The organism is Streptococcus sp. LYSM12 (assembly GCF_004569635.1).
Taxonomy (GTDB): domain Bacteria; phylum Bacillota; class Bacilli; order Lactobacillales; family Streptococcaceae; genus Streptococcus.
Map to the genome: position 1 here is coordinate 1 of NZ_SPOZ01000007.1, position 17,684 is coordinate 17,684.

The 17,684-nt window shown below is 39.1% G+C and carries 18 protein-coding genes and 1 other annotated feature; of the genes, 2 read left to right on the forward strand and 16 right to left on the reverse strand.

Features of this window, described 5'->3' with window-relative positions:
- Nucleotides 1-444: 444 nt before the first annotated feature.
- The 8 genes from E4T79_RS03205 to E4T79_RS03240 form a co-directional block, all read right to left on the reverse strand.
- Nucleotides 445-1,023, reverse strand: coding sequence for a LysM peptidoglycan-binding domain-containing protein (locus tag E4T79_RS03205; RefSeq protein ID WP_135027651.1), 579 nt, complete (start codon nucleotides 1,021-1,023; stop codon nucleotides 445-447).
- A 302-nt stretch (nucleotides 1,024-1,325) separates the two neighbouring features.
- Entirely contained in the window at nucleotides 1,326-2,120 is a 795-nt protein-coding gene (locus E4T79_RS03210) for an energy-coupling factor transporter transmembrane protein EcfT (RefSeq protein ID WP_135027654.1), read from the reverse strand.
- Nucleotides 2,113-2,955 (reverse strand): energy-coupling factor ABC transporter ATP-binding protein, encoded by an 843-nt coding sequence (locus E4T79_RS03215; RefSeq protein ID WP_135027657.1) that lies wholly within the window; start codon nucleotides 2,953-2,955, stop codon nucleotides 2,113-2,115. Before E4T79_RS03215 ends, E4T79_RS03210 begins: the two co-directional genes overlap by 8 nt.
- Nucleotides 2,931-3,767, reverse strand: coding sequence for an energy-coupling factor ABC transporter ATP-binding protein (locus E4T79_RS03220; protein WP_135027659.1), 837 nt, complete (start codon nucleotides 3,765-3,767; stop codon nucleotides 2,931-2,933). The genes E4T79_RS03215 and E4T79_RS03220 overlap by 25 nt, the downstream gene beginning before the upstream one ends.
- Nucleotides 3,767-4,306 (reverse strand): CDP-diacylglycerol--glycerol-3-phosphate 3-phosphatidyltransferase, encoded by a 540-nt coding sequence (gene pgsA, locus E4T79_RS03225; RefSeq protein ID WP_135027662.1) that lies wholly within the window; start codon nucleotides 4,304-4,306, stop codon nucleotides 3,767-3,769. The genes E4T79_RS03220 and pgsA overlap by 1 nt, the downstream gene beginning before the upstream one ends.
- 8 nt (nucleotides 4,307-4,314) lie before the next feature.
- On the reverse strand, nucleotides 4,315-5,175 hold the full coding sequence (gene rodZ / locus E4T79_RS03230; RefSeq protein WP_135027665.1) for a cytoskeleton protein RodZ: 861 nt from the start codon (nucleotides 5,173-5,175) through the stop codon (nucleotides 4,315-4,317).
- A gap of 78 nt (nucleotides 5,176-5,253) precedes the next feature.
- Nucleotides 5,254-6,537 carry a pitrilysin family protein gene (locus tag E4T79_RS03235; RefSeq protein ID WP_135027668.1) on the reverse strand — a complete coding sequence of 428 codons (1,284 nt, stop codon included), beginning with the start codon at nucleotides 6,535-6,537 and terminating at the stop codon, nucleotides 5,254-5,256.
- A 5-nt stretch (nucleotides 6,538-6,542) separates the two neighbouring features.
- Nucleotides 6,543-7,793: a pitrilysin family protein gene (locus E4T79_RS03240; RefSeq protein WP_135027671.1), complete on the reverse strand. Its 1,251-nt coding sequence runs from the start codon at nucleotides 7,791-7,793 to the stop codon at nucleotides 6,543-6,545.
- A gap of 73 nt (nucleotides 7,794-7,866) precedes the next feature.
- On the opposite strand from E4T79_RS03240, the gene E4T79_RS03245 reads away from it, so the two are divergent.
- Together E4T79_RS03245 and recF are read left to right on the forward strand one after the other, a co-directional pair.
- The gene (locus tag E4T79_RS03245) at nucleotides 7,867-8,247 is read left to right on the forward strand and encodes an RNA-binding S4 domain-containing protein (protein WP_135027674.1); all 381 of its coding nucleotides are present in this window, start codon (nucleotides 7,867-7,869) and stop codon (nucleotides 8,245-8,247) included.
- A gap of 2 nt (nucleotides 8,248-8,249) precedes the next feature.
- Nucleotides 8,250-9,341 (forward strand): DNA replication/repair protein RecF, encoded by a 1,092-nt coding sequence (gene recF / locus E4T79_RS03250; protein ID WP_135027677.1) that lies wholly within the window; start codon nucleotides 8,250-8,252, stop codon nucleotides 9,339-9,341.
- Between the two features lie 208 nt (nucleotides 9,342-9,549).
- Here recF and E4T79_RS03255 read toward each other — a convergent pair whose 3' ends face one another.
- From E4T79_RS03255 to E4T79_RS03290, 8 genes are all read right to left on the reverse strand, one after another.
- The gene (locus E4T79_RS03255; RefSeq protein ID WP_135027680.1) at nucleotides 9,550-10,416 is read right to left on the reverse strand and encodes a GRP family sugar transporter; all 867 of its coding nucleotides are present in this window, start codon (nucleotides 10,414-10,416) and stop codon (nucleotides 9,550-9,552) included.
- Between the two features lie 277 nt (nucleotides 10,417-10,693).
- Complete coding sequence (gene guaB / locus E4T79_RS03260; RefSeq protein WP_135027683.1) at nucleotides 10,694-12,175, reverse strand: IMP dehydrogenase; 1,482 nt, start codon at nucleotides 12,173-12,175, stop codon at nucleotides 10,694-10,696.
- A gap of 241 nt (nucleotides 12,176-12,416) precedes the next feature.
- On the reverse strand, nucleotides 12,417-13,442 hold the full coding sequence (trpS, locus tag E4T79_RS03265) for a tryptophan--tRNA ligase (RefSeq protein ID WP_135027883.1): 1,026 nt from the start codon (nucleotides 13,440-13,442) through the stop codon (nucleotides 12,417-12,419).
- A 47-nt stretch (nucleotides 13,443-13,489) separates the two neighbouring features.
- Nucleotides 13,490-13,687, reverse strand: a binding site (T-box leader).
- Nucleotides 13,688-14,059: 372 nt separating this feature from the next.
- Nucleotides 14,060-15,388: an ISLre2 family transposase gene (locus tag E4T79_RS03270; RefSeq protein WP_135027686.1), complete on the reverse strand. Its 1,329-nt coding sequence runs from the start codon at nucleotides 15,386-15,388 to the stop codon at nucleotides 14,060-14,062.
- Nucleotides 15,389-15,507: 119 nt separating this feature from the next.
- Nucleotides 15,508-15,831 carry a hypothetical protein gene (locus tag E4T79_RS03275; protein ID WP_135027689.1) on the reverse strand — a complete coding sequence of 108 codons (324 nt, stop codon included), beginning with the start codon at nucleotides 15,829-15,831 and terminating at the stop codon, nucleotides 15,508-15,510.
- A 34-nt stretch (nucleotides 15,832-15,865) separates the two neighbouring features.
- The gene (locus tag E4T79_RS03280) at nucleotides 15,866-16,138 is read right to left on the reverse strand and encodes a hypothetical protein (protein WP_135027691.1); all 273 of its coding nucleotides are present in this window, start codon (nucleotides 16,136-16,138) and stop codon (nucleotides 15,866-15,868) included.
- The gene (locus E4T79_RS03285; RefSeq protein WP_135027694.1) at nucleotides 16,138-16,956 is read right to left on the reverse strand and encodes an AAA family ATPase; all 819 of its coding nucleotides are present in this window, start codon (nucleotides 16,954-16,956) and stop codon (nucleotides 16,138-16,140) included. The genes E4T79_RS03280 and E4T79_RS03285 overlap by 1 nt, the downstream gene beginning before the upstream one ends.
- 140 nt (nucleotides 16,957-17,096) lie before the next feature.
- Entirely contained in the window at nucleotides 17,097-17,681 is a 585-nt protein-coding gene (locus tag E4T79_RS03290; protein WP_135027697.1) for a hypothetical protein, read from the reverse strand.
- Between the last annotated feature and the right edge of the window lie 3 nt (nucleotides 17,682-17,684).

Consider the following 17,684-nt stretch of genomic DNA (forward strand, 5'->3'; position numbering starts at 1 on the left):
CGTCGCTTTCATATCGCTTCATCCAGTGTCTGATAGTATAATCAGACACTTGGTAGGTTTTCGTTAATTGACTGAGGGACTGCTTATGGCTCAGATACAACTGAAGGATTTCACATTTTTCTTCTACTGATTTTGGACTTCTTTTAGACATACGAAAACTCCCCTTATAGTGTCTAGTGAATTTTTGTTTTTTCACTGTCTACTATAAGGGGAGTATATCAATATGCCCAGCCTTTTTCAATCAACTAGAACCCATTCTCTAATTCCTTTCACACCACGATATCATATTAGATGTATGGCATATCCTCTGTACTATCGTCATTTCGTTTATCGTTTATTCCCTCGTTCACTCGCTTTGCCCGTCCTCTAGTACAGCCTGCAGCTCGTTGCCTAGTGCTAAAAGACTACATAAAAAAGACCGAAACCATTCGATCTTTTCCGTATCTAGTACCAGCCATTTGCCAACCAGAATTGCTGTGCAGCCAACCATGAACCATAACGATTAGCAACATACGCATCCGCCACCCGTTCTTGGTTTTCTGCTGAATAATCACCGTTCAAATAACTATTTGTTAATTGATAACGACCATAATAGATGCCATTTTGAGCAGTGTAACTACCACCCGATTCTTTTTGAGCAATCCATTCCTTAGCTGCAGCTTCATCACCGGCGATTGTAGAAGTATCGGCAACTGGAGCCTCATTGGTTGCTGCTACCTGTATTTGAACTGGTACCTCTTGAGCTACTACCTTAGAAGATTCTGATAACGATACATTCGCCATTCCCTCTGGTAGTTTATGGAGTTCTAGTACTTGATTCACATAAATCAAATTTGGATTTTTAATCTGATTCAATGCAACCAAGTTTTCAACAGTCGTTTGGTTAGTAAGAGCAATTTGAGATAAGGTGTCCCCAGATTTTACCTTGTAAGTATCTGCACTTACGACACCGGCAACCAATAGCAAACTCATTGTGATAAGCCCTGCCATCGTTAATTTTAGTTTGTTACTTGCAAACATCATACGATATACATACTCCTTTCTTTCAATTATCTTTACATCATACAATCAAAATGTTACTCTTGTTTTGTAAAAAGATTACGAATGTTACAAATGGATTTAGTTTCAACAATAAAAGCGCTATTTCAGCGCTTTTATTGCCGTTTCGTTTATTTTTAGTACTAGGCAAGGAGTCGCAGGTAGTTGAAATAGTTGATAACTATTTCAAGTGACAGATAAGAAAAGTGTAACTTTTCTCAATGGTACAGCAAGACGAGTGAACGAAGTAATAAAAATATAAACGAAATGACTATACTGTTTTTTCACTAATTTTTCAGATAGTAAAGAAGAAGCCCTAAAATCAACATGACCCCCAAAACCAAGCTATCTGCTAGCTTCCACTCTAATATACGATACTTGGTCCGTCCGTTACCACCTTGATAACCACGTGCTTCCATGGCTGTCGCCAAGGCATCTGCCCGTTTAAAACTCGACGCAAAGAGCGGTATTAAAATAGGAATAACCGATTTTACTTTTTGAATGAGACTACCCTCTCCAAAATCAACTCCACGCGCCCGCTGCGCATTCATAATCCGTATCGTGTCATCCATCAAGGTTGGCACAAAGCGCAAGCTCATCGATAGCATCAAGCCAATTTCATGCACTGGCACCTTCAAGTAAGTCAGGGGAGCAAGTCCCGCTTCAATACCATCTGCCAAGCTGAGTGGCATGGTGGTCAAGGTCAAAAGCGTTGATAAGAAAATAATCAAGACAAAGCGAACAAAAATGATTCCTGCCTGCTGAAGCCCTTCCTCCGTCACTTTCAAAATCCAGAATTGCCATAAAATCTCACGACCACCTGTAAAAAAGACTTGGAAAAAGGTTGTAAACAAAATAATACCAATCATCGGCTTAACACCATTGATGAAAAAACTTAATTTTATCTTGGACAAATAGATAACGATTAAAACAAAGGTAAATACTAGAAGATTGGTCACCAAATTATTAGCCCAAAAGATAATCAATAAAAAAATCATCATTGCAAGGAGTTTGCTGCGTGGATCCAAGCGATGAATCACCGAATCCCCTGGAATATAACGGCCTAAAATCAACTTATCCATGCACTACTACCTCAACAAATTCGTCTATGGTAATCGGCAAGCGCTCAAAGACAAATCCTCGCCGTTCCAAATTCGCTGCAAATTTTGTGATTTTCGGGACTCCTAGCTGGATACTTTCCATAAAGTCAACTTCTTGAAATACATCTCTAGGACACCCTGAACTGACCATTTTGCCATTGGACATAATAAATACATGGTCTGCAAAATTCGCCACATCATCCATTAAATGAGTTACTAGAACAATCGTCATGCCTGATTGATGGAGTTGTTTAAAAATAGACATCAACTCTTTACGACCTGCCGGATCAAGTCCTGCTGTCGGTTCATCAAGAACTAAAACTGTCGGTTCCATAGCTAAAATACCTGCAATGGCAACCCGTCGCATTTGCCCACCAGACAATTCAAAGGGACTGCGTTCAAACAAGTCTTCTGAGATACCAACCAAGGCTAGTTTTTCACGAGCAATCGCCTCAGCCTCTTCCTTTGACACACCAAAATTCTGCGGTCCAAAAGCAACATCTTTCAAAACCGTTTCTTCAAAGACCTGACTTTCTGGAAACTGGAAAACGAGCCCAACTTTTTTACGTATCTGCTTAATATCTTTATTGATAGAGGTCGGAGTAATGCAAAAATCATCAATCAAAACTGTCCCTGATGTTGGGATATTAAGACCATTTAACAACTGTAAAATCGTTGATTTTCCTGACCCAGTATGACCAATAAGAGCCGTATACGAGCCGTCTAGAATCTCCAAATCAACACCAAAAAGCGCTCGCCCTTCAAAAGGTGTGTTCGCTTGATATGTATAGTCTACTTGTTGGAGAGTAATGCCCATAGTGTTTCTTCCAATTCCCCTTCTGTAAAATAACGTACCGGCACATCAAGCCCCTTTTCACGCAATTGCTGAACCAAGCCTACTGTAAATGGTTGATCTAACCCTAAAGTCTGCAAATCTTCACGCATAAACAATTCTGCTGGACTACTAATTGATTCAATTCGCCCTTTTTTCATGACCATCACTCGGTCACTCAAGGCTACCTCAGCCAAATCATGCGTAATGGAGATAACCGTAATCTGATACTTTTCCTTGATGTCTTTGACAATCCGAATCAACTCCAAACGCCCTGCAGGATCTAGCATGCTTGTCGCTTCATCAAGGATAATAATCTTTGGTCGCAGGGCAACCACTCCTGCAATCGCAACACGCTGTTTCTGGCCACCAGACAATCTCGCTGGTTCACGCTTTTTAAAATCCGTCATCCCGACTAATTCCAAGGCTTCTTGCACACGTTTCTCCATTTCTTCTAGGAGAATACCTTGGTTTTCTAAGCCGAAAGCAACATCATCTTCGACCGTTGCTCCAACAAACTGATTATCTGGATTTTGAAAAACCATACCAATCTGACGGCGCTTTTCCCATACATTTGCTGGTGTTAAGGCATCGCCTGTTATGATAATCTCTCCAGATTCTGCCTCCAAAAGACCATCAATCAGACGAACCGTAGTTGATTTCCCTGAACCATTATGACCGATAATGGAGAGCCATTCTCCTTGTTTCACGTGAAACGATACATCCTTTAAGGTATAGTGCTCATCTTCTTGGTCATATTTATAGCTTACATGTTTTAGTTCAATGATATTTGTCATTACGTAAAGGTATCCTTAAATAAATAAGAGGCACCCTTAAAATAATCATAACCTGAATAAAGGGTGAAAAACAGAGCAACATAGAGGGTAATTGTTCCTAACAACTGCAAGTGGAGTAAGAGAAAGATAATGGCAAACATCTGAGAAAATGTTTTGATTTTACCAGGCAAGGCCGCCGCAAGTACTGTTCCACCGTTTTCAACCAAGAGCAGACGCAGGCCAGTTACAGCCAACTCTCGGCAAATAATAATCGCCACAATCCAAGCTGGAGCAAACCCCATCTCTACTAGCATGATAAAAGCTGTCATCACCAAAATCTTATCTGCCATTGGATCGGCAAATTTTCCGAAATTGGTCACCACCCGCCATTTACGCGCCAAGTAGCCATCGAGATAATCTGTCAAGCTAGCTAAGGCAAACAGTAATGCCGCTAATATATGACTGGCTAGACTATCCCACACACTCAAAACAAGTATGAAGATAGGGATCACCAAAATACGACCGAGCGTTAAGGCGTTGGGAATATGTTCTTTTTTCATTGTAATCCTCATTGTTCAATTGTCAGAATGACGTTTCCTGACTGATTTGTCAAAGCAGTTGTATCCAACTTTTGGCCTGCAATCGTAATATCAACCCCACGAACAACACCTAGTACCAGAGTTGCTGTAGTTGTTCCTGGAGGAAGCGTTGCTGACACTGTGGGTGATTCTGGAGATAAAGTGAAACCACCTGCAATTTCTGTACCAGTTAGGCTCACCCAACTTGTTACACTTGATACGGAAAGAGCAACTGTTACGGGTTCCTTAGCCCCTTTGACTGTTACTGCTAAATCGTTCCCACCACCAGATGTTAAAAGACTTGTATCAGATACTTGACTGCTGGACGATGGGAGCGAAGAAGACGATGAGCTAGAGCTACTAGAAGATTGACTTTCTGCTTCACTCGTTGTAGTAGATTGAGAAATGACACTATACGAAGTACTTGTTTCACTAGTTCGTGCCTGATTTTGCACACGACTGTAGATGATATATGTCACAAAACATAAAATAAAAGTTGACGCAAGTAATAAATAAATGAGTGGCAAATAAGACGGGGCTTTCTTTTTCACCTTGTAACTTCTTCGCAGTTCAGACTGTAGCTCCGCCTCTTCTCCTACCTCGTAGTACATCACTAAACTATTTCGATCATAAGCATCGAGCAATACAGGGGCATCCAACTCCAACACCTCAGCATAGCGCTGCAAAAACGAACGAGTATAGGTTTTATCTGGAATATAGTCAAAATCATTGTATTCTAAAGCCTGTAAATATTTTGCCTGAATCTTCGTCATTCTCTGTAAATCAGCAAAATTCCAACCACGACTTTCCCTGGCTGCTCGCAATACCTCTCCTATACTTTTTTGTCTCATAAGTTCCTCTCTCTATCCATTAGTTTTCAATACCATATTGTACCAAAAATTTAGGGAAATTTCGATGCTAATTCACTTTTATTTTGGAAAAATGATAAAATCTGCCACATCGCATTGGCTCATAAACTGCCGTCCAATGTCTAACACTTCCTCCAGTTTCAGGCTAATCAAAAGCTCAGGAATGTCAAAAATCGATTCAGTTTCTGAAAAATGGTTCACAAAATAGCCAACTGTAAACTCTGAAGAATTGAGACCATTGATAAATTCGCCATACATCTCATTTTTGAGGATTTGGAAATGCTCCTGCGTCACATCCTCATCTCCATCAAAATTCAAAAAGGCCTTGCGTAACTGACTGGAAACAGTGATTGGCTCTGCCGTATCCCCCGTCACCACTACAAAATGGTAGCCCTGCTGAACCTCAATGTGAACGCTCAAGGAATGGTCAATTTTATTCGTTTCATAAAGGGTCTGATAGCGTTTAGAGGTTCTGCCAATTAACATGGACAGTAAAAAGGATAGACAGATCTGATAATACTGCTCTTTTCCTTTCGGAATAACATCATTTCCCCGCAAACCGATGGCCAGTTTGGGGAGACCCACCTCCCAATACTCCTTTCCATGCTCACTAACTGCCCCTTTCACGACCTGAGTAGCAATTTGCCTTTCTTCTTGTATCCCCTGATTTTCCGCTTGATCGTCACAAATCCAGCCAAAAACCTCATGAATGTCTATATCTCCCGTAACAACTAATGTCATGGCATTTGGTCGATAAAACTGCTGGAAGTTCTCCCGTAAAGTCGTAGCCGAAATCTCCTGAATGGAGTCCCTTGTCCCTGCGATGTCCTCAGCCAAAGAGGTATTGGGATAGAGGCCCTTTAAAATCCCAAGATAGAGGCGATGATCAGAATCATCTGCGTACATTTCAATTTCTTGGACAATAATTTCTTTTTCCCTCTCTACACTCTCCTCAGTAAAATGCACTTCTCTTACCATTTTCTGGAGTAATTCGAGCGGTCGACGAAGCTCCCCAGTTGTTGAAAAAAGGTAGCTTGTCTGATTAAAACTAGTATAAGCATTGGCGTTTGCACCATATACTGCAAATTCATGCAGCATGTCACCACTATCTGCTGTTTCAAATAATTTATGTTCTAAAAAATGTGCAACTCCTACTGGATAAATCCTCTTACGGTTGTCACTAGTTGTCAACTCATTGTCAACCGATCCGAACTCAACTGTCATAATAGCATACGTTTCATGGAAGTCTTTTTTAGGAATCAAAACAATTCTCAACCCATTTTCTAACCTACCTTGATAAATAGGAGTATTCAAGTAAGGATAGGTCTTTTCAATCAATTTCATCTTTACTATAGAACTCCTTCCATAAAATAAATCGCTTGTAATCGGACTAACTTTGCAGCACGACTAACATCCTCCCTTGATACTTTATTGACAGCATCTATCCATTCTGGTAAATCAAGTTGATCGTCACCAAAGATAATTTTATTGTAGGTTTGCTCAATCAGTTGACCTTGCTTATCCTGGGAAAGGATTGCAGAATGAATCAGCATCTTTTTTGTTTGCTCTAATCTTTCATCTGTAAAGTAGCCCCTTTTCATATCTAACAATTGTTTACTAATCAAGCGCATGGTCTTTTTCCGATTCTCTTTATCAATACCCGCATAAACTTTCAAAAGACCTGTAAAGATGTTTAACTGACTACCAATCGTATAAGCAAGTCCTTCCTTTTCACGAACATCTGTAAACAATTTAGAATGCGCAAATGCCCCAAAAAGACCATTAAAGACAATCAAAGGAATATGATTGACATCATTGTAAGAAATCTGTAAATGATAGGCTAACTCTAGGATTGACTGAACTGCTTCCTTGCGTTCCATTTTTTCTCTGACAATATTTGAATAAGGCGGCTGATAGGTAAATTCTAGCTTTGGGTTGCGGTAAGAAAACCGAAATTCTTTCAGACGCTTGATGACCATTTTTTTGTCAACTTCTCCTGAAATGAAGAAATCAATCCGATCCAAATGAATCATACTCTGTAAAGCCTTGTAAACTGTCTGAGCCGTTTCTTTTTCTACTAGGTCACGCTTCCCAATGCGGGGAATTTTCAAGTGCTCATCTTCAAAAAATAAGGCTGCCAATTCTACATCTGCATGATAAAAATGATCCTCAATTTCAGCATCCAAATCATTCAATAAATTGGTCTTTTCTACCTCAAACAATTTCGGATCAAATCCGTTTTTGGTTCTCAAGGGTTGAAAGATACTCGCATAAAGAAAATCAAGTAGAGGTAGGGTCAAATCTAGCCCGTCTGGCAAATAGTTGGACTTGACATAAGAGATTTTTAAATCAATAGAGTGTACTTTTCCTCTTCTTGACACACTGGTTGAAAACTGCGCTCCGTATAAGTCCGCCAAGCGTTGATGAAATAAATGAGAAGTTGGGTAGACTTGATTAGCTGTATCTAGGATATTAGAAACTAGCACCCGTCCAGCAACTGTTTTTGCATCCATTGGTGCAGTAAAACGAACCAATATCTGATTGGTCGTAAACTTCTCTGCAGGAATAAAATGAAGCTGAACACCTTCTTGTAATTTCATGTATAACCTCTCTAAAACATTCTAGCTTCAATTATACCATTTTATGATATAATTAACTGAAACGAGGTAATTTATGGACTACAAACTATATGAAGAACACATTATTTTACAAGCATTATTAAAAGAAGTGGGACTTATCCAAAGTGGAGGAGCCATTAAGAAGTTTTTGCAAGAATGTCCCGTCTTTTTTAATGGAGAGAAAGAAGAGCGTAGGCGCAAAAAGATTCGTATTGGAGATGTCATCAGCATTCCAAGCCACAATGTGACTATCACAATGATTGCACCGACTGAAGCTGAACGAAAAGAATATGAGGAAGATAAGGCTGAAAAAGAGCGCGTCACCCAGATCGTCAAACGGCTAAATGCTCAACATAAAAACAGCAAAAAGACTCCCTCTACTGCTGCCAACAAGAACAGACCAAAAAAAGTCCCTGTTCGCTTCCCTGGTACCTAAGTATGTGGCTAGAATCATTACGTTTACAACATTTCCGTAATTACCAAGAATTGGACATCAGCTTTCAGAATGGTCTAAATGTCTTTCTGGGACAAAATGCACAAGGAAAGACCAACATCCTTGAAAGTATTTATTTCCTAGCCCTAACACGCAGTCACCGGACACGTGTTGACAGGGATTTGATGCAGTTCCAACAGAAAAATCTTTCAATTAGCGGTTTACTACATCGTCAAATCGGTAAAGTTCCACTTGACATTGAGTTGACAGAAAAAGGACGAATTACCAAGGTCAATCATCTGAAACAATCTAAATTATCAGATTATATCGGTCATATGAATGTCGTTCTTTTTGCTCCCGAAGATTTACAACTGATTAAAGGTGCACCTGCTCTTAGAAGAAAATTTATCGATGTCGAATTGGGACAAATCAAGCCGATTTATTTATCGGATTTGTCCAACTACAATCATATCCTCAAACAGCGCAATACCTATCTAAAATCTGTAGATAAAATTGATGAAACCTTTCTCTCTGTCCTAGACCAACAACTGGCCGAATACGGTAGCAAGGTCATTTTACAGCGCTTAGATTTTCTCAAAAAGTTAGAATTTTTTGGGAATGCAAAAGTCAGAGAACTTTCAGAAGAGCGTGAAGAATTGACCATCCAATACCAATCTTCTATTAAGTTGACAGAAACGGACAATCTAGTTGACACTTTCTTGACGGAGTTGTCAAAATGTCGTAAACGTGATCTATTTAAAAAAAATACAGGTATCGGACCTCATCGCGATGATATTGTCTTTTTCTTAAACAGTATCAATGCTCACTACGGAAGTCAGGGACAACATCGCAGCCTTGTCCTAGCACTCAAACTAGCTGAGATTGAATTGATGAAAGAAGTTACACGTGAATCCCCTATTTTACTGCTTGACGATGTCATGAGTGAGCTTGACAACAACCGTCAAGTTAAATTACTTGAAACGATTTCACTCAATATTCAAACCTTTATTACCACAACCAGTCTTGAACACTTAGCAAAACTACCAGAAAAAGTCAAAATCTTTACTGTCAGACAAGGGAAAATTGAAGAACAATAAAAAGCTGGCTTGACCAGCTTTTTATTGTTTCATTACAAACATTTAGTGAAGACCCAAAATAGCTACCCGCTAATGATTTAGAAAGAGGCTATTGGATGTTGACTCTATTTTAAGAAAAAACTACCCACTACTACACGATTGAGGAGATTTTACAGGAAAAAATCGTAATAATGAGTACAGGCTTGCTATTTCTGATGCCGGTTGCATATTAGTAAGATTTTACAACACCCAATAAGACGGCTCCAATCACAAAACAGGCAATCCCAATGGTTAACCAGCGTATCTCCTTATGCGTCTTAGTTTCACCTAAAAAGAGAATTCCCCCAATGATAGAGATGATAACACCAAGTTGTGAGAAACTAAAGGCAATGGCAAGCCCTGCCTTAGCAGCTGCCAAGAGCATGAAGATATTTCCAATTCCCCACATAAGACCGACTAGAGCATTTCTGATGACTACAGCTTCAAACTGAATTTGGAATTTCATGAAAATAATCGCCCCTAAGACCATACCAACAGCCATAGGAAGAATGACCGCTAATGCATCAAAATGCATGATATTATTGAATAAAATCGCATAGGATAGGTAACCTGCGGTCGAGTAAGCAAGGGCGCGAAAACCTTTTCCAAACTCATGGTTCTTATTGATATGAGCCTTCTCAGTATCCTGCCTACTAGTAAAGTAAAATCCTACTACAAGGAGTAACAAGGCCAAAATTCCGAGTAAAAATTGAGCTGGTTTCGTCCATTCTCCAAAGATGATTGCACCAATCAAACTCCCAAGCACTAATTGAGCACCGCTTGATAAAGGATTGGCAACTGATACTCCCATGTATTGCATTGACCGGAACTGACCATATTGCCCCATAGACCAAAGCATGCCACCAATGATTCCAAAGACCCATAAAATGAGTGACATCTCTGGTCTAACAATCATCCAAATAATCAGCGCAAACAGGAGCGCTCCCAGTGTCATTCCAAATGTTTGTTGGTTGGGCTTACCACCAATTTTATTGCTGACAAAACCAATACTACCCCAAGCTACCATGGGGACGAGTGCATATATAATACCTTGCATCTCTTCTCCTTTACAAATATATTTACAACTTGTAAAGTAAGTTTACAAGTTGTAAAGTGTTTTACTTACTAAAATCAATGTCTAACTAGAACCGAAACCATAAATGGTTAAAACAAATCGATAACTGGTTCAAACTATAAAATCTAAAGAGGAACACATCAACCACAAATCCCTCACTAGGAGGATATACCTAATGAGGGATTGCTACTAGCTTTCATTATTTTGTGGATGAGAACACAGCCTCACAGTAGTTGGTTCCAAACTTGTTTATCATTTATTATTGAACAGAGTAGTTTGGTGCTTCATTGGTAATCTGAACATCATGTGGATGACTTTCTTTCAGACCTGCACCACTCATTTCGATGAATTGAGCATTATCATGCAATTCTTGGATAGTAGCTGCACCAACATATCCCATACCTGAACGGATACCTCCAAGCATTTGAAATACAATATCAGCTGCTGCACCTTTATAAGCCACACGACCCTCAATTCCTTCTGGAACCAACTTATTGGCTTCATTGACAGAACCTTGGAAATAGCGATCGCTTGAGCCTTTTTTCATCGCTGCAATCGAACCCATTCCACGGTAGGTTTTGAATTTACGCCCTTGGAAAATTTCCGTTTCTCCTGGGGCCTCATCTGTTCCTGCAAACATAGACCCAAGCATCACTGCATGTCCACCTGCTGCAAGTGCCTTGATAATGTCACCAGAGTACTTAATCCCACCATCTGCAATAATCGTTTTACCGTACTCACGTGCAACTTGTGCTGCATCATAAATAGCTGTTATTTGCGGTACCCCAACACCGGCGATGACACGAGTTGTACAAATCGAACCTGGTCCAATTCCAACTTTGACTACGTCAACTCCTGCATCATAGAGCGCACGAGCACCTGCTGCTGTCGCAATATTTCCTGCAATCAAGGTGCGATCTGGAAAATGAGCCCGAATTTCTGCAATCTTGCGAAGAACACCCGCCGAATGTCCGTGAGCTGTATCAATGACAATCGCATCTGCTCCTGCTTTAAAGAGGGCTTCTGCACGTTCAAAAGTATCAGAAGTCACTCCCACTGCACCAGCTACAAGGAGACGTCCAAATTCGTCCTTGGCAGCATTTGGAAATTCAATAACTTTTTCAATGTCTTTAATCGTAATTAAACCAGACAAACGACCACTTTCATCCACAAGTGGAAGCTTTTCAATACGGTGTTCTTGTAAGATACTTTCAGCTGTTTCTAAGTCAGTCCCAACAGGAGCTGTCACAAGATTTTCGCTGGTCATATTCGTTGAAATGGGTTGATTATAGTCCGAGATAAAACGCATATCACGATTTGTGATAATACCTACTAATTTGCGATTTTCCATGGTTTCAACGATTGGCACACCACTGATGCGGTAACGCCCCATTAACTCATCTGCCTCTTTAATGGTATGGTTTGGCGTAAGGAAAAATGGATCAATGATAACACCATTTTCAGAGCGTTTTACCTTGCGCACTTCATCAGCCTGTTGTTCAATTGACATGTTCTTGTGGATGACACCGAGACCACCTGCACGCGCAATCGCAATGGCCATTTTGCTTTCTGTTACAGTATCCATGGCCGCCGTAATGATTGGGATATTAAGAGTTAAATTCTTAGCCAATTTTGTTTGAAGATTGGCATCGTTTGGCAAAACATGACTTTCTGCTGGAATAAGCAATACATCATCAAAGGTAAAACCTTTTTTCAAAAATTTCGTGTCCCAATTAGACATCCACAAATTCCTCATTTCTTTTAGGTTTATGTTTCTAGCTAAACTAGCTGATTTACATTTTAAATATCATACCATTTTGAAATCATTTGTCAAATATTATTCGCCTTAAATTATAATTTTTCTTCTAAATAGGATATTAGAGGAATGGTATTCTTTTAAAAACGAACCTTTTATATTTTATATGATTGTTTTGTTCAGAAAAAGAATAAAAATCTTCTTCTTGATTTAAAGAACATCTGGGTTAATTAAAATAATTCAACCCCATGGCTGCTTTGACTTCTGACAGAGTTAGAGCAGCTACTTGACGAGCTTTTTCACTGCCTTTTTGCAACATGTTATAGACTTCGCCCATATCCTTAGCAAACTCCAAACGACGTTCCCGAATTGGACCCAATTCCCGTTCTAGAATGTCTAATAAATAGCGTTTTGTCTTGACATCTCCCAGACCACCACGCTGATAATGCTCTTTCATAGCTTCAATTTCAGCCCTATCTTCCTTGCGACCAAAAACATCTAAGTAATGGAAGACCATATTGCCCTCAATCTTACCTGGATCTTCGACCTTGATATGGTCCGGGTCTGTATACATACTCATGACTTTCTTCTTGAGTGTATCCATGTCATCTGCCAGATAAATTCCGTTATTGAGCGATTTAGACATCTTGGCATTACCATCTAGCCCAGGAAGCCGTCCAGCCCCCTCATGTGTAGGATAAATACCGTCTGGCTCTACTAGAACATCTGTTTGATAGGCATGATTAAAACTACGGACAATTTCACGTGTCTGCTCAATCATCGGTTTTTGATCAACCCCAACCGGTACATAGTTTGCCTTAAAGGCTGTAATATCCGCCGCTTGTGCAATAGGATAGACTAAAAAACCAGTCGGAATACTTTCTCCAAAACCTTTTTGAGCAATCTCAGTCTTAACGGTCGGGTTACGTTCTAAACGTCCCAATGATACCAAATTCATATAGTACATGGACAACTCAGCCAATTCTGGAATTTGACTCTGAATGAAAATGGTGGATTTTTCAGGATCTAATCCTGTAGCCAGATAATCTAATGCCACATGACCGATTGATTCTACAATCTTTTGTGGCTCTTTGGCATGGTCTGTCAAGGCCTGTTGATCGGCTAAAAAGACAAACATATCGTACGTACCTTCGTTTTGCAAACGAACACGGTTCTGCAAGCTCCCGACATAATGCCCAATATGTAATTTTCCAGTCGGACGATCTCCTGTTAAAATAACTGGTTTTATCATCATATTCTCCTTTTTCATAAATAAAGCCCACACATAGCAAAAAGCCATGCGAGGGCGTCAAAGACACGGTGCCACCTCACTTATGAGTCATCTCATCTCATTTGCATATAAGCCTAAAGCCGAATCTTTATGATTTCAGATTCCTAATCCATCAGCCCATTCATCAACCGCTATTACCTGCTTTCACCCATCACAAGCTCTCTACAAATAGCCAATTCACTACTCTTCTGATTCTTTACAATTATATACCCTAAAAAATAGAAAGTCAAGCTATTCAATAACTTGGTATGTGGTAGAATTTTTTAGAATGGGCAATTCTGTATGAAAAGGAGAACTTGTCCCCGAGTTGTAATCAAAAAACTGAACAATTTCTTGCTCAGCCCTTGACATAGATACGTTTATCCTGTATCATGAATTAAAGACTGAGTAAGAAGAGCGGTTTCTTACTCGGTAAGGCGAAAGGTGTTGACGCACCCTTCGTCTTTTTTATTCGATTAAGTTAATAAAATTATAACACACACCTACACACGGCGCAAGTATTTTCTGTCAAAAAGACAGCACAAAAAGACCTTTTTCAAAAAGGTTATTGTTGTATAACTTTATATATATCTTTTTATCTATAAATTGCGATGTTTGCCATATTTCAATCGACCAACGGATGGAATATCGTAGCTCTTATCAATCCTGTTCTGATTTTTTTTGATTTTTGTAGCACTAAGGGACTCTAAATCAAGGTACTGTTGGTAATCCTCACGCCAAGAACCAAAGAAGAGCTCTCTTAACTGTCCTTCGTAAGCCAAGACAATCATTTGACTCATTGTCTCAGCCCCCCATATTGTCCAATACATACCCCGCTTCTTCATCCGATAGGTAATTTTTCTGTGCTGGCTTTCCATCACACCAATCCCTGCATGATGGAGGCCTCTCAATTCAGCTGGTTTAGTATATTGAAAATTATTAAACAACTTTCTTTTAAAGGTTTCAAAGACTTCGAATTCCTCTTCCGTTAAAACCAATGCTTCTGTCGTATCTAAAACAGTTCGTAGCTTTCCTTTATCATGTTGCTTAATGGCTTGAAAAGCACTATCCAGAAGCTCTTCTGAATAAAGTTTGAAAAAGGACTTTAACTTTTGATTGACATGATATTTGTCCCAAAAATGCTCGTGCCGCTTCACTTTGAGCGCCTTAGCAATCTCTTTAAAAACATAAGGGGTATAGCCATGACCTCCATCTGAATTTGTAATAAGTAGAGTATACTCATCAATCTCAAAGTGATTGTAAAGATAGTCCAATACTTTTTCACGAATCAAGCGATTGTCAAGCGACACAAATTCTTTTTTATCCTGTAACTCAAAACGATTGCTCCCTACTTTCTGACTACCTGTATGTACTACAAAATGAGATAAATCGACATTTTGATTATCTAGTTCTTCTCCTCGAGCTTTGACCATCACCCCATCTCCTTCAATATAAATAACATCAACGTGCTTTTTATCAACAGGAATCTCTTCCTCAAAAAATCGATACTCTTCCCGGTCCTTGAGTAAATGATGACAAAGTTTAACCGCTTTAACGACGGTCGGTTTTGTAATCACAATATGATAAACCATCTGAATAGTCTTGACAACTTTATCATAAGGCATCATTGTAGAAAGACAGGCAATTTGATACATAAATTCCCAGGAGAACCGAACATTCTTTTTCAACCCTAATTTTTCGTCGACAGGTACAACCCACTGATTTCCCTTTTTCCATCGACGACGGCGAAAAGTAAATTCTCCAAAGGTAAAAGCAACTGTGCGCTCCATAGAATGGATACAAGTGTAACCTCTAGCCTTCATAACTGAAACCATCTGATCATCATATTTAGAGACAAACTCATAGAAATTTGTCGCATTTTGTGCAATTAGTTGTTCTTTTAAGTCTCGTTCATCAAAGATTGTCATCACATATCTCCTCTAAATTAGCTTAACGAGAACTATTTTAAAGATTTATTGACAGCTTTTCAAAATTTTTTTGATTTTGCACCAAAAAAGACCTTATCCTAAGGATAACGCCTCTAATGCTATTTGCTTTCCTGCCTCTTTCGCTCAATGGAAGTACGGACACTCTCCACAAAACCAAAACAAATAGGTAATGAAACAAGACACCCAAATCCCCAGACAATACTGTCTGCAATGAAAGAAAAGCCACCTGAGAAATGGACACCTATAGCAACCAGCAAAATAGGTAAGAATAATGCAGGGAAAAACTTTAACGCTAATAATCCAAGAACAAGCAAGAAAAACATGCTTAATCCAATAGATTGGTAAAGAATATATAGTATTATTGCTGCAATCAACCACCAAAACGTCTGAACCAATTTTTTAATGGAAACAAAAATAATCATCGTATCTCCTTTACTTTTCCCTCATAGTCTATCTTTATTTAGATTTTAATTTTCGCTGCATCTTCTCCCATTCTTGAAGAATCAATCTCTCCAGATAATCTGATGCAGACTTTGCTCTATGATAGGCCACTAATTCTTCTAGTTTCTCATAGCGGACATCATAATGTAACGAAAAGGGATAACGGCCCTTTTTATCGTAGCTATCAGGTGACTTTTGAGCCGCCTCTTTTCGTGGCTTTCTTGGACGTTGTTTAGGTGACTCCTTGTCAAAGGTTTCTTTTAGTTGGGCAAAGCGATTCTCTGTCATTAGGCTGCCCCTCCTTCCAGTACTGTTAAGATATTTTGATAGACGTACTCTATATTATCATAAAACTTCTGATGATCTTGTTTTTGTTTGTCTGTCATATAGTCACGTTGCTCAAAAACACTTTGGTTAATCACCAAACTCTTAGCCACCAGTTCTTTCTTCTGAATAGAACCTAGGTAAGCATCATCTTCCTGAACAACATCCAAAAACTGCTTACAGGTTTCTGTCACGTTGTTACCGTAATACTCAATCTTATTGCCAATAAGATAAGCTTCAGCTTTCACATAACTTTTCTTTGTGATGACCTCAACCGCTTCACTCTTAATATAGTCCACAAACTTTTTAAGAGCTAACCAGGCACGAAAGCCATTCGTTGAGGCGTCTGTAACGCCCAGCACAATATCTGAAACGGCAATAAAGTTAGCCGTTACTAAACTCTCGTCATTGTGCGTATCAATCAAGATAATGTCGAACTGTTCGGCTAACTCTTCATAATGCTCACTGAACCACATAAAAAGCTGAAGATACTTATTATTTCGACTGGATAAATCGAGTTGCTCATCAGTTAATCGCTCATCACCACGAATTAAACCAAGGTTATCGTTGATACGGCAGATTTCATACTCACCTGTTGTAAAAATATCATAGATAGTTTTATCACTCGTCACATCAAAAGAATGCGTTAAATTACATTCTCTAGCCCCATCAATCAACAAGACACGTTTCCCCATAACTCTGGACAACCAGTCTGCTTCATTGTAGGTTTGGCTACTTTTTCCGCCACCACCCTTATCCAAATTTGTTGTTTGAATCTTCATAGGCTCCTCCCTCAACCATCATTTATTAGATAAATAGTTATATAACTTTTTATATCTCTATTCTATCTTAAATAATAATGATTGTCAATAAAAAATACATAAATAGTTATATAACTTTTTGTGTATCTGTTTCTTATTAACTATCCAAAAGTGCCACCGATATTACTTCCAACATAGCTTTTCAGCTGAATTTGATTAACCGTCGTATTGAAGTTTCCGATAAAATAACAATTATCCTCTCCGTCCTTCGTTAAAACAATCAGAAATTGGACAACATCATCATTATCTGACGTCGTCACCTCTAGTTTAGAAGATTGATAATGATACTGATTCACTAGAATGACCATTGCTAATGTTTGAATCATCCCGTCTTGACTCATGGATAAGTGATTATCTAACGTCCCTTTGACCTCTGTCAGATGGTTAGCATGATGAATGGCCTTGATGGCCTCCTCAAAGGCTTTGACCACTTGTTGTTTCTGCTCCTCACTGCTTTCTGTATAAGGATGTTCCAACTTCAATTTGGCCGTTCGATAGTTCTTCTCGTCAGCCGTCTCAGGCTCAGCTACTGAAGAAGATTTAGACTCTGAAGGTCTTGTGTGTTCTGTCTGAGCATTTTCAGAGTTGTTACTGGTGAAATTTCTGTAAACAGCTATTCCTGAAAAAAGAAGTAATAAGCCAACCACTATCACAAAGATCATATTTTCTTTCATCCATTCTTTCATTGA

What these genes read in the sequence shown, in the direction of transcription:
- E4T79_RS03205 (WP_135027651.1), bottom strand. Translation starts at nt 1,023, where the DNA reads ATGATGTTTGCAAGTAACAAACTAAAATTAACGATGGCAGGGCTTATC.
- E4T79_RS03210 (WP_135027654.1), bottom strand. Translation starts at nt 2,120, where the DNA reads ATGGATAAGTTGATTTTAGGCCGTTATATTCCAGGGGATTCGGTGATT.
- E4T79_RS03215 (WP_135027657.1), bottom strand. Translation starts at nt 2,955, where the DNA reads ATGGGCATTACTCTCCAACAAGTAGACTATACATATCAAGCGAACACA.
- E4T79_RS03220 (WP_135027659.1), bottom strand. Translation starts at nt 3,767, where the DNA reads ATGACAAATATCATTGAACTAAAACATGTAAGCTATAAATATGACCAA.
- pgsA (WP_135027662.1), bottom strand. Translation starts at nt 4,306, where the DNA reads ATGAAAAAAGAACATATTCCCAACGCCTTAACGCTCGGTCGTATTTTG.
- rodZ (WP_135027665.1), bottom strand. Translation starts at nt 5,175, where the DNA reads ATGAGACAAAAAAGTATAGGAGAGGTATTGCGAGCAGCCAGGGAAAGT.
- E4T79_RS03235 (WP_135027668.1), bottom strand. Translation starts at nt 6,537, where the DNA reads ATGAAATTGATTGAAAAGACCTATCCTTACTTGAATACTCCTATTTAT.
- E4T79_RS03240 (WP_135027671.1), bottom strand. Translation starts at nt 7,793, where the DNA reads ATGAAATTACAAGAAGGTGTTCAGCTTCATTTTATTCCTGCAGAGAAG.
- E4T79_RS03245 (WP_135027674.1), top strand. Translation starts at nt 7,867, where the DNA reads ATGGACTACAAACTATATGAAGAACACATTATTTTACAAGCATTATTA.
- recF (WP_135027677.1), top strand. Translation starts at nt 8,250, where the DNA reads ATGTGGCTAGAATCATTACGTTTACAACATTTCCGTAATTACCAAGAA.
- E4T79_RS03255 (WP_135027680.1), bottom strand. Translation starts at nt 10,416, where the DNA reads ATGCAAGGTATTATATATGCACTCGTCCCCATGGTAGCTTGGGGTAGT.
- guaB (WP_135027683.1), bottom strand. Translation starts at nt 12,175, where the DNA reads ATGTCTAATTGGGACACGAAATTTTTGAAAAAAGGTTTTACCTTTGAT.
- trpS (WP_135027883.1), bottom strand. Translation starts at nt 13,442, where the DNA reads ATGATAAAACCAGTTATTTTAACAGGAGATCGTCCGACTGGAAAATTA.
- E4T79_RS03270 (WP_135027686.1), bottom strand. Translation starts at nt 15,388, where the DNA reads ATGACAATCTTTGATGAACGAGACTTAAAAGAACAACTAATTGCACAA.
- E4T79_RS03275 (WP_135027689.1), bottom strand. Translation starts at nt 15,831, where the DNA reads ATGATTATTTTTGTTTCCATTAAAAAATTGGTTCAGACGTTTTGGTGG.
- E4T79_RS03280 (WP_135027691.1), bottom strand. Translation starts at nt 16,138, where the DNA reads ATGACAGAGAATCGCTTTGCCCAACTAAAAGAAACCTTTGACAAGGAG.
- E4T79_RS03285 (WP_135027694.1), bottom strand. Translation starts at nt 16,956, where the DNA reads ATGAAGATTCAAACAACAAATTTGGATAAGGGTGGTGGCGGAAAAAGT.
- E4T79_RS03290 (WP_135027697.1), bottom strand. Translation starts at nt 17,681, where the DNA reads ATGAAAGAATGGATGAAAGAAAATATGATCTTTGTGATAGTGGTTGGC.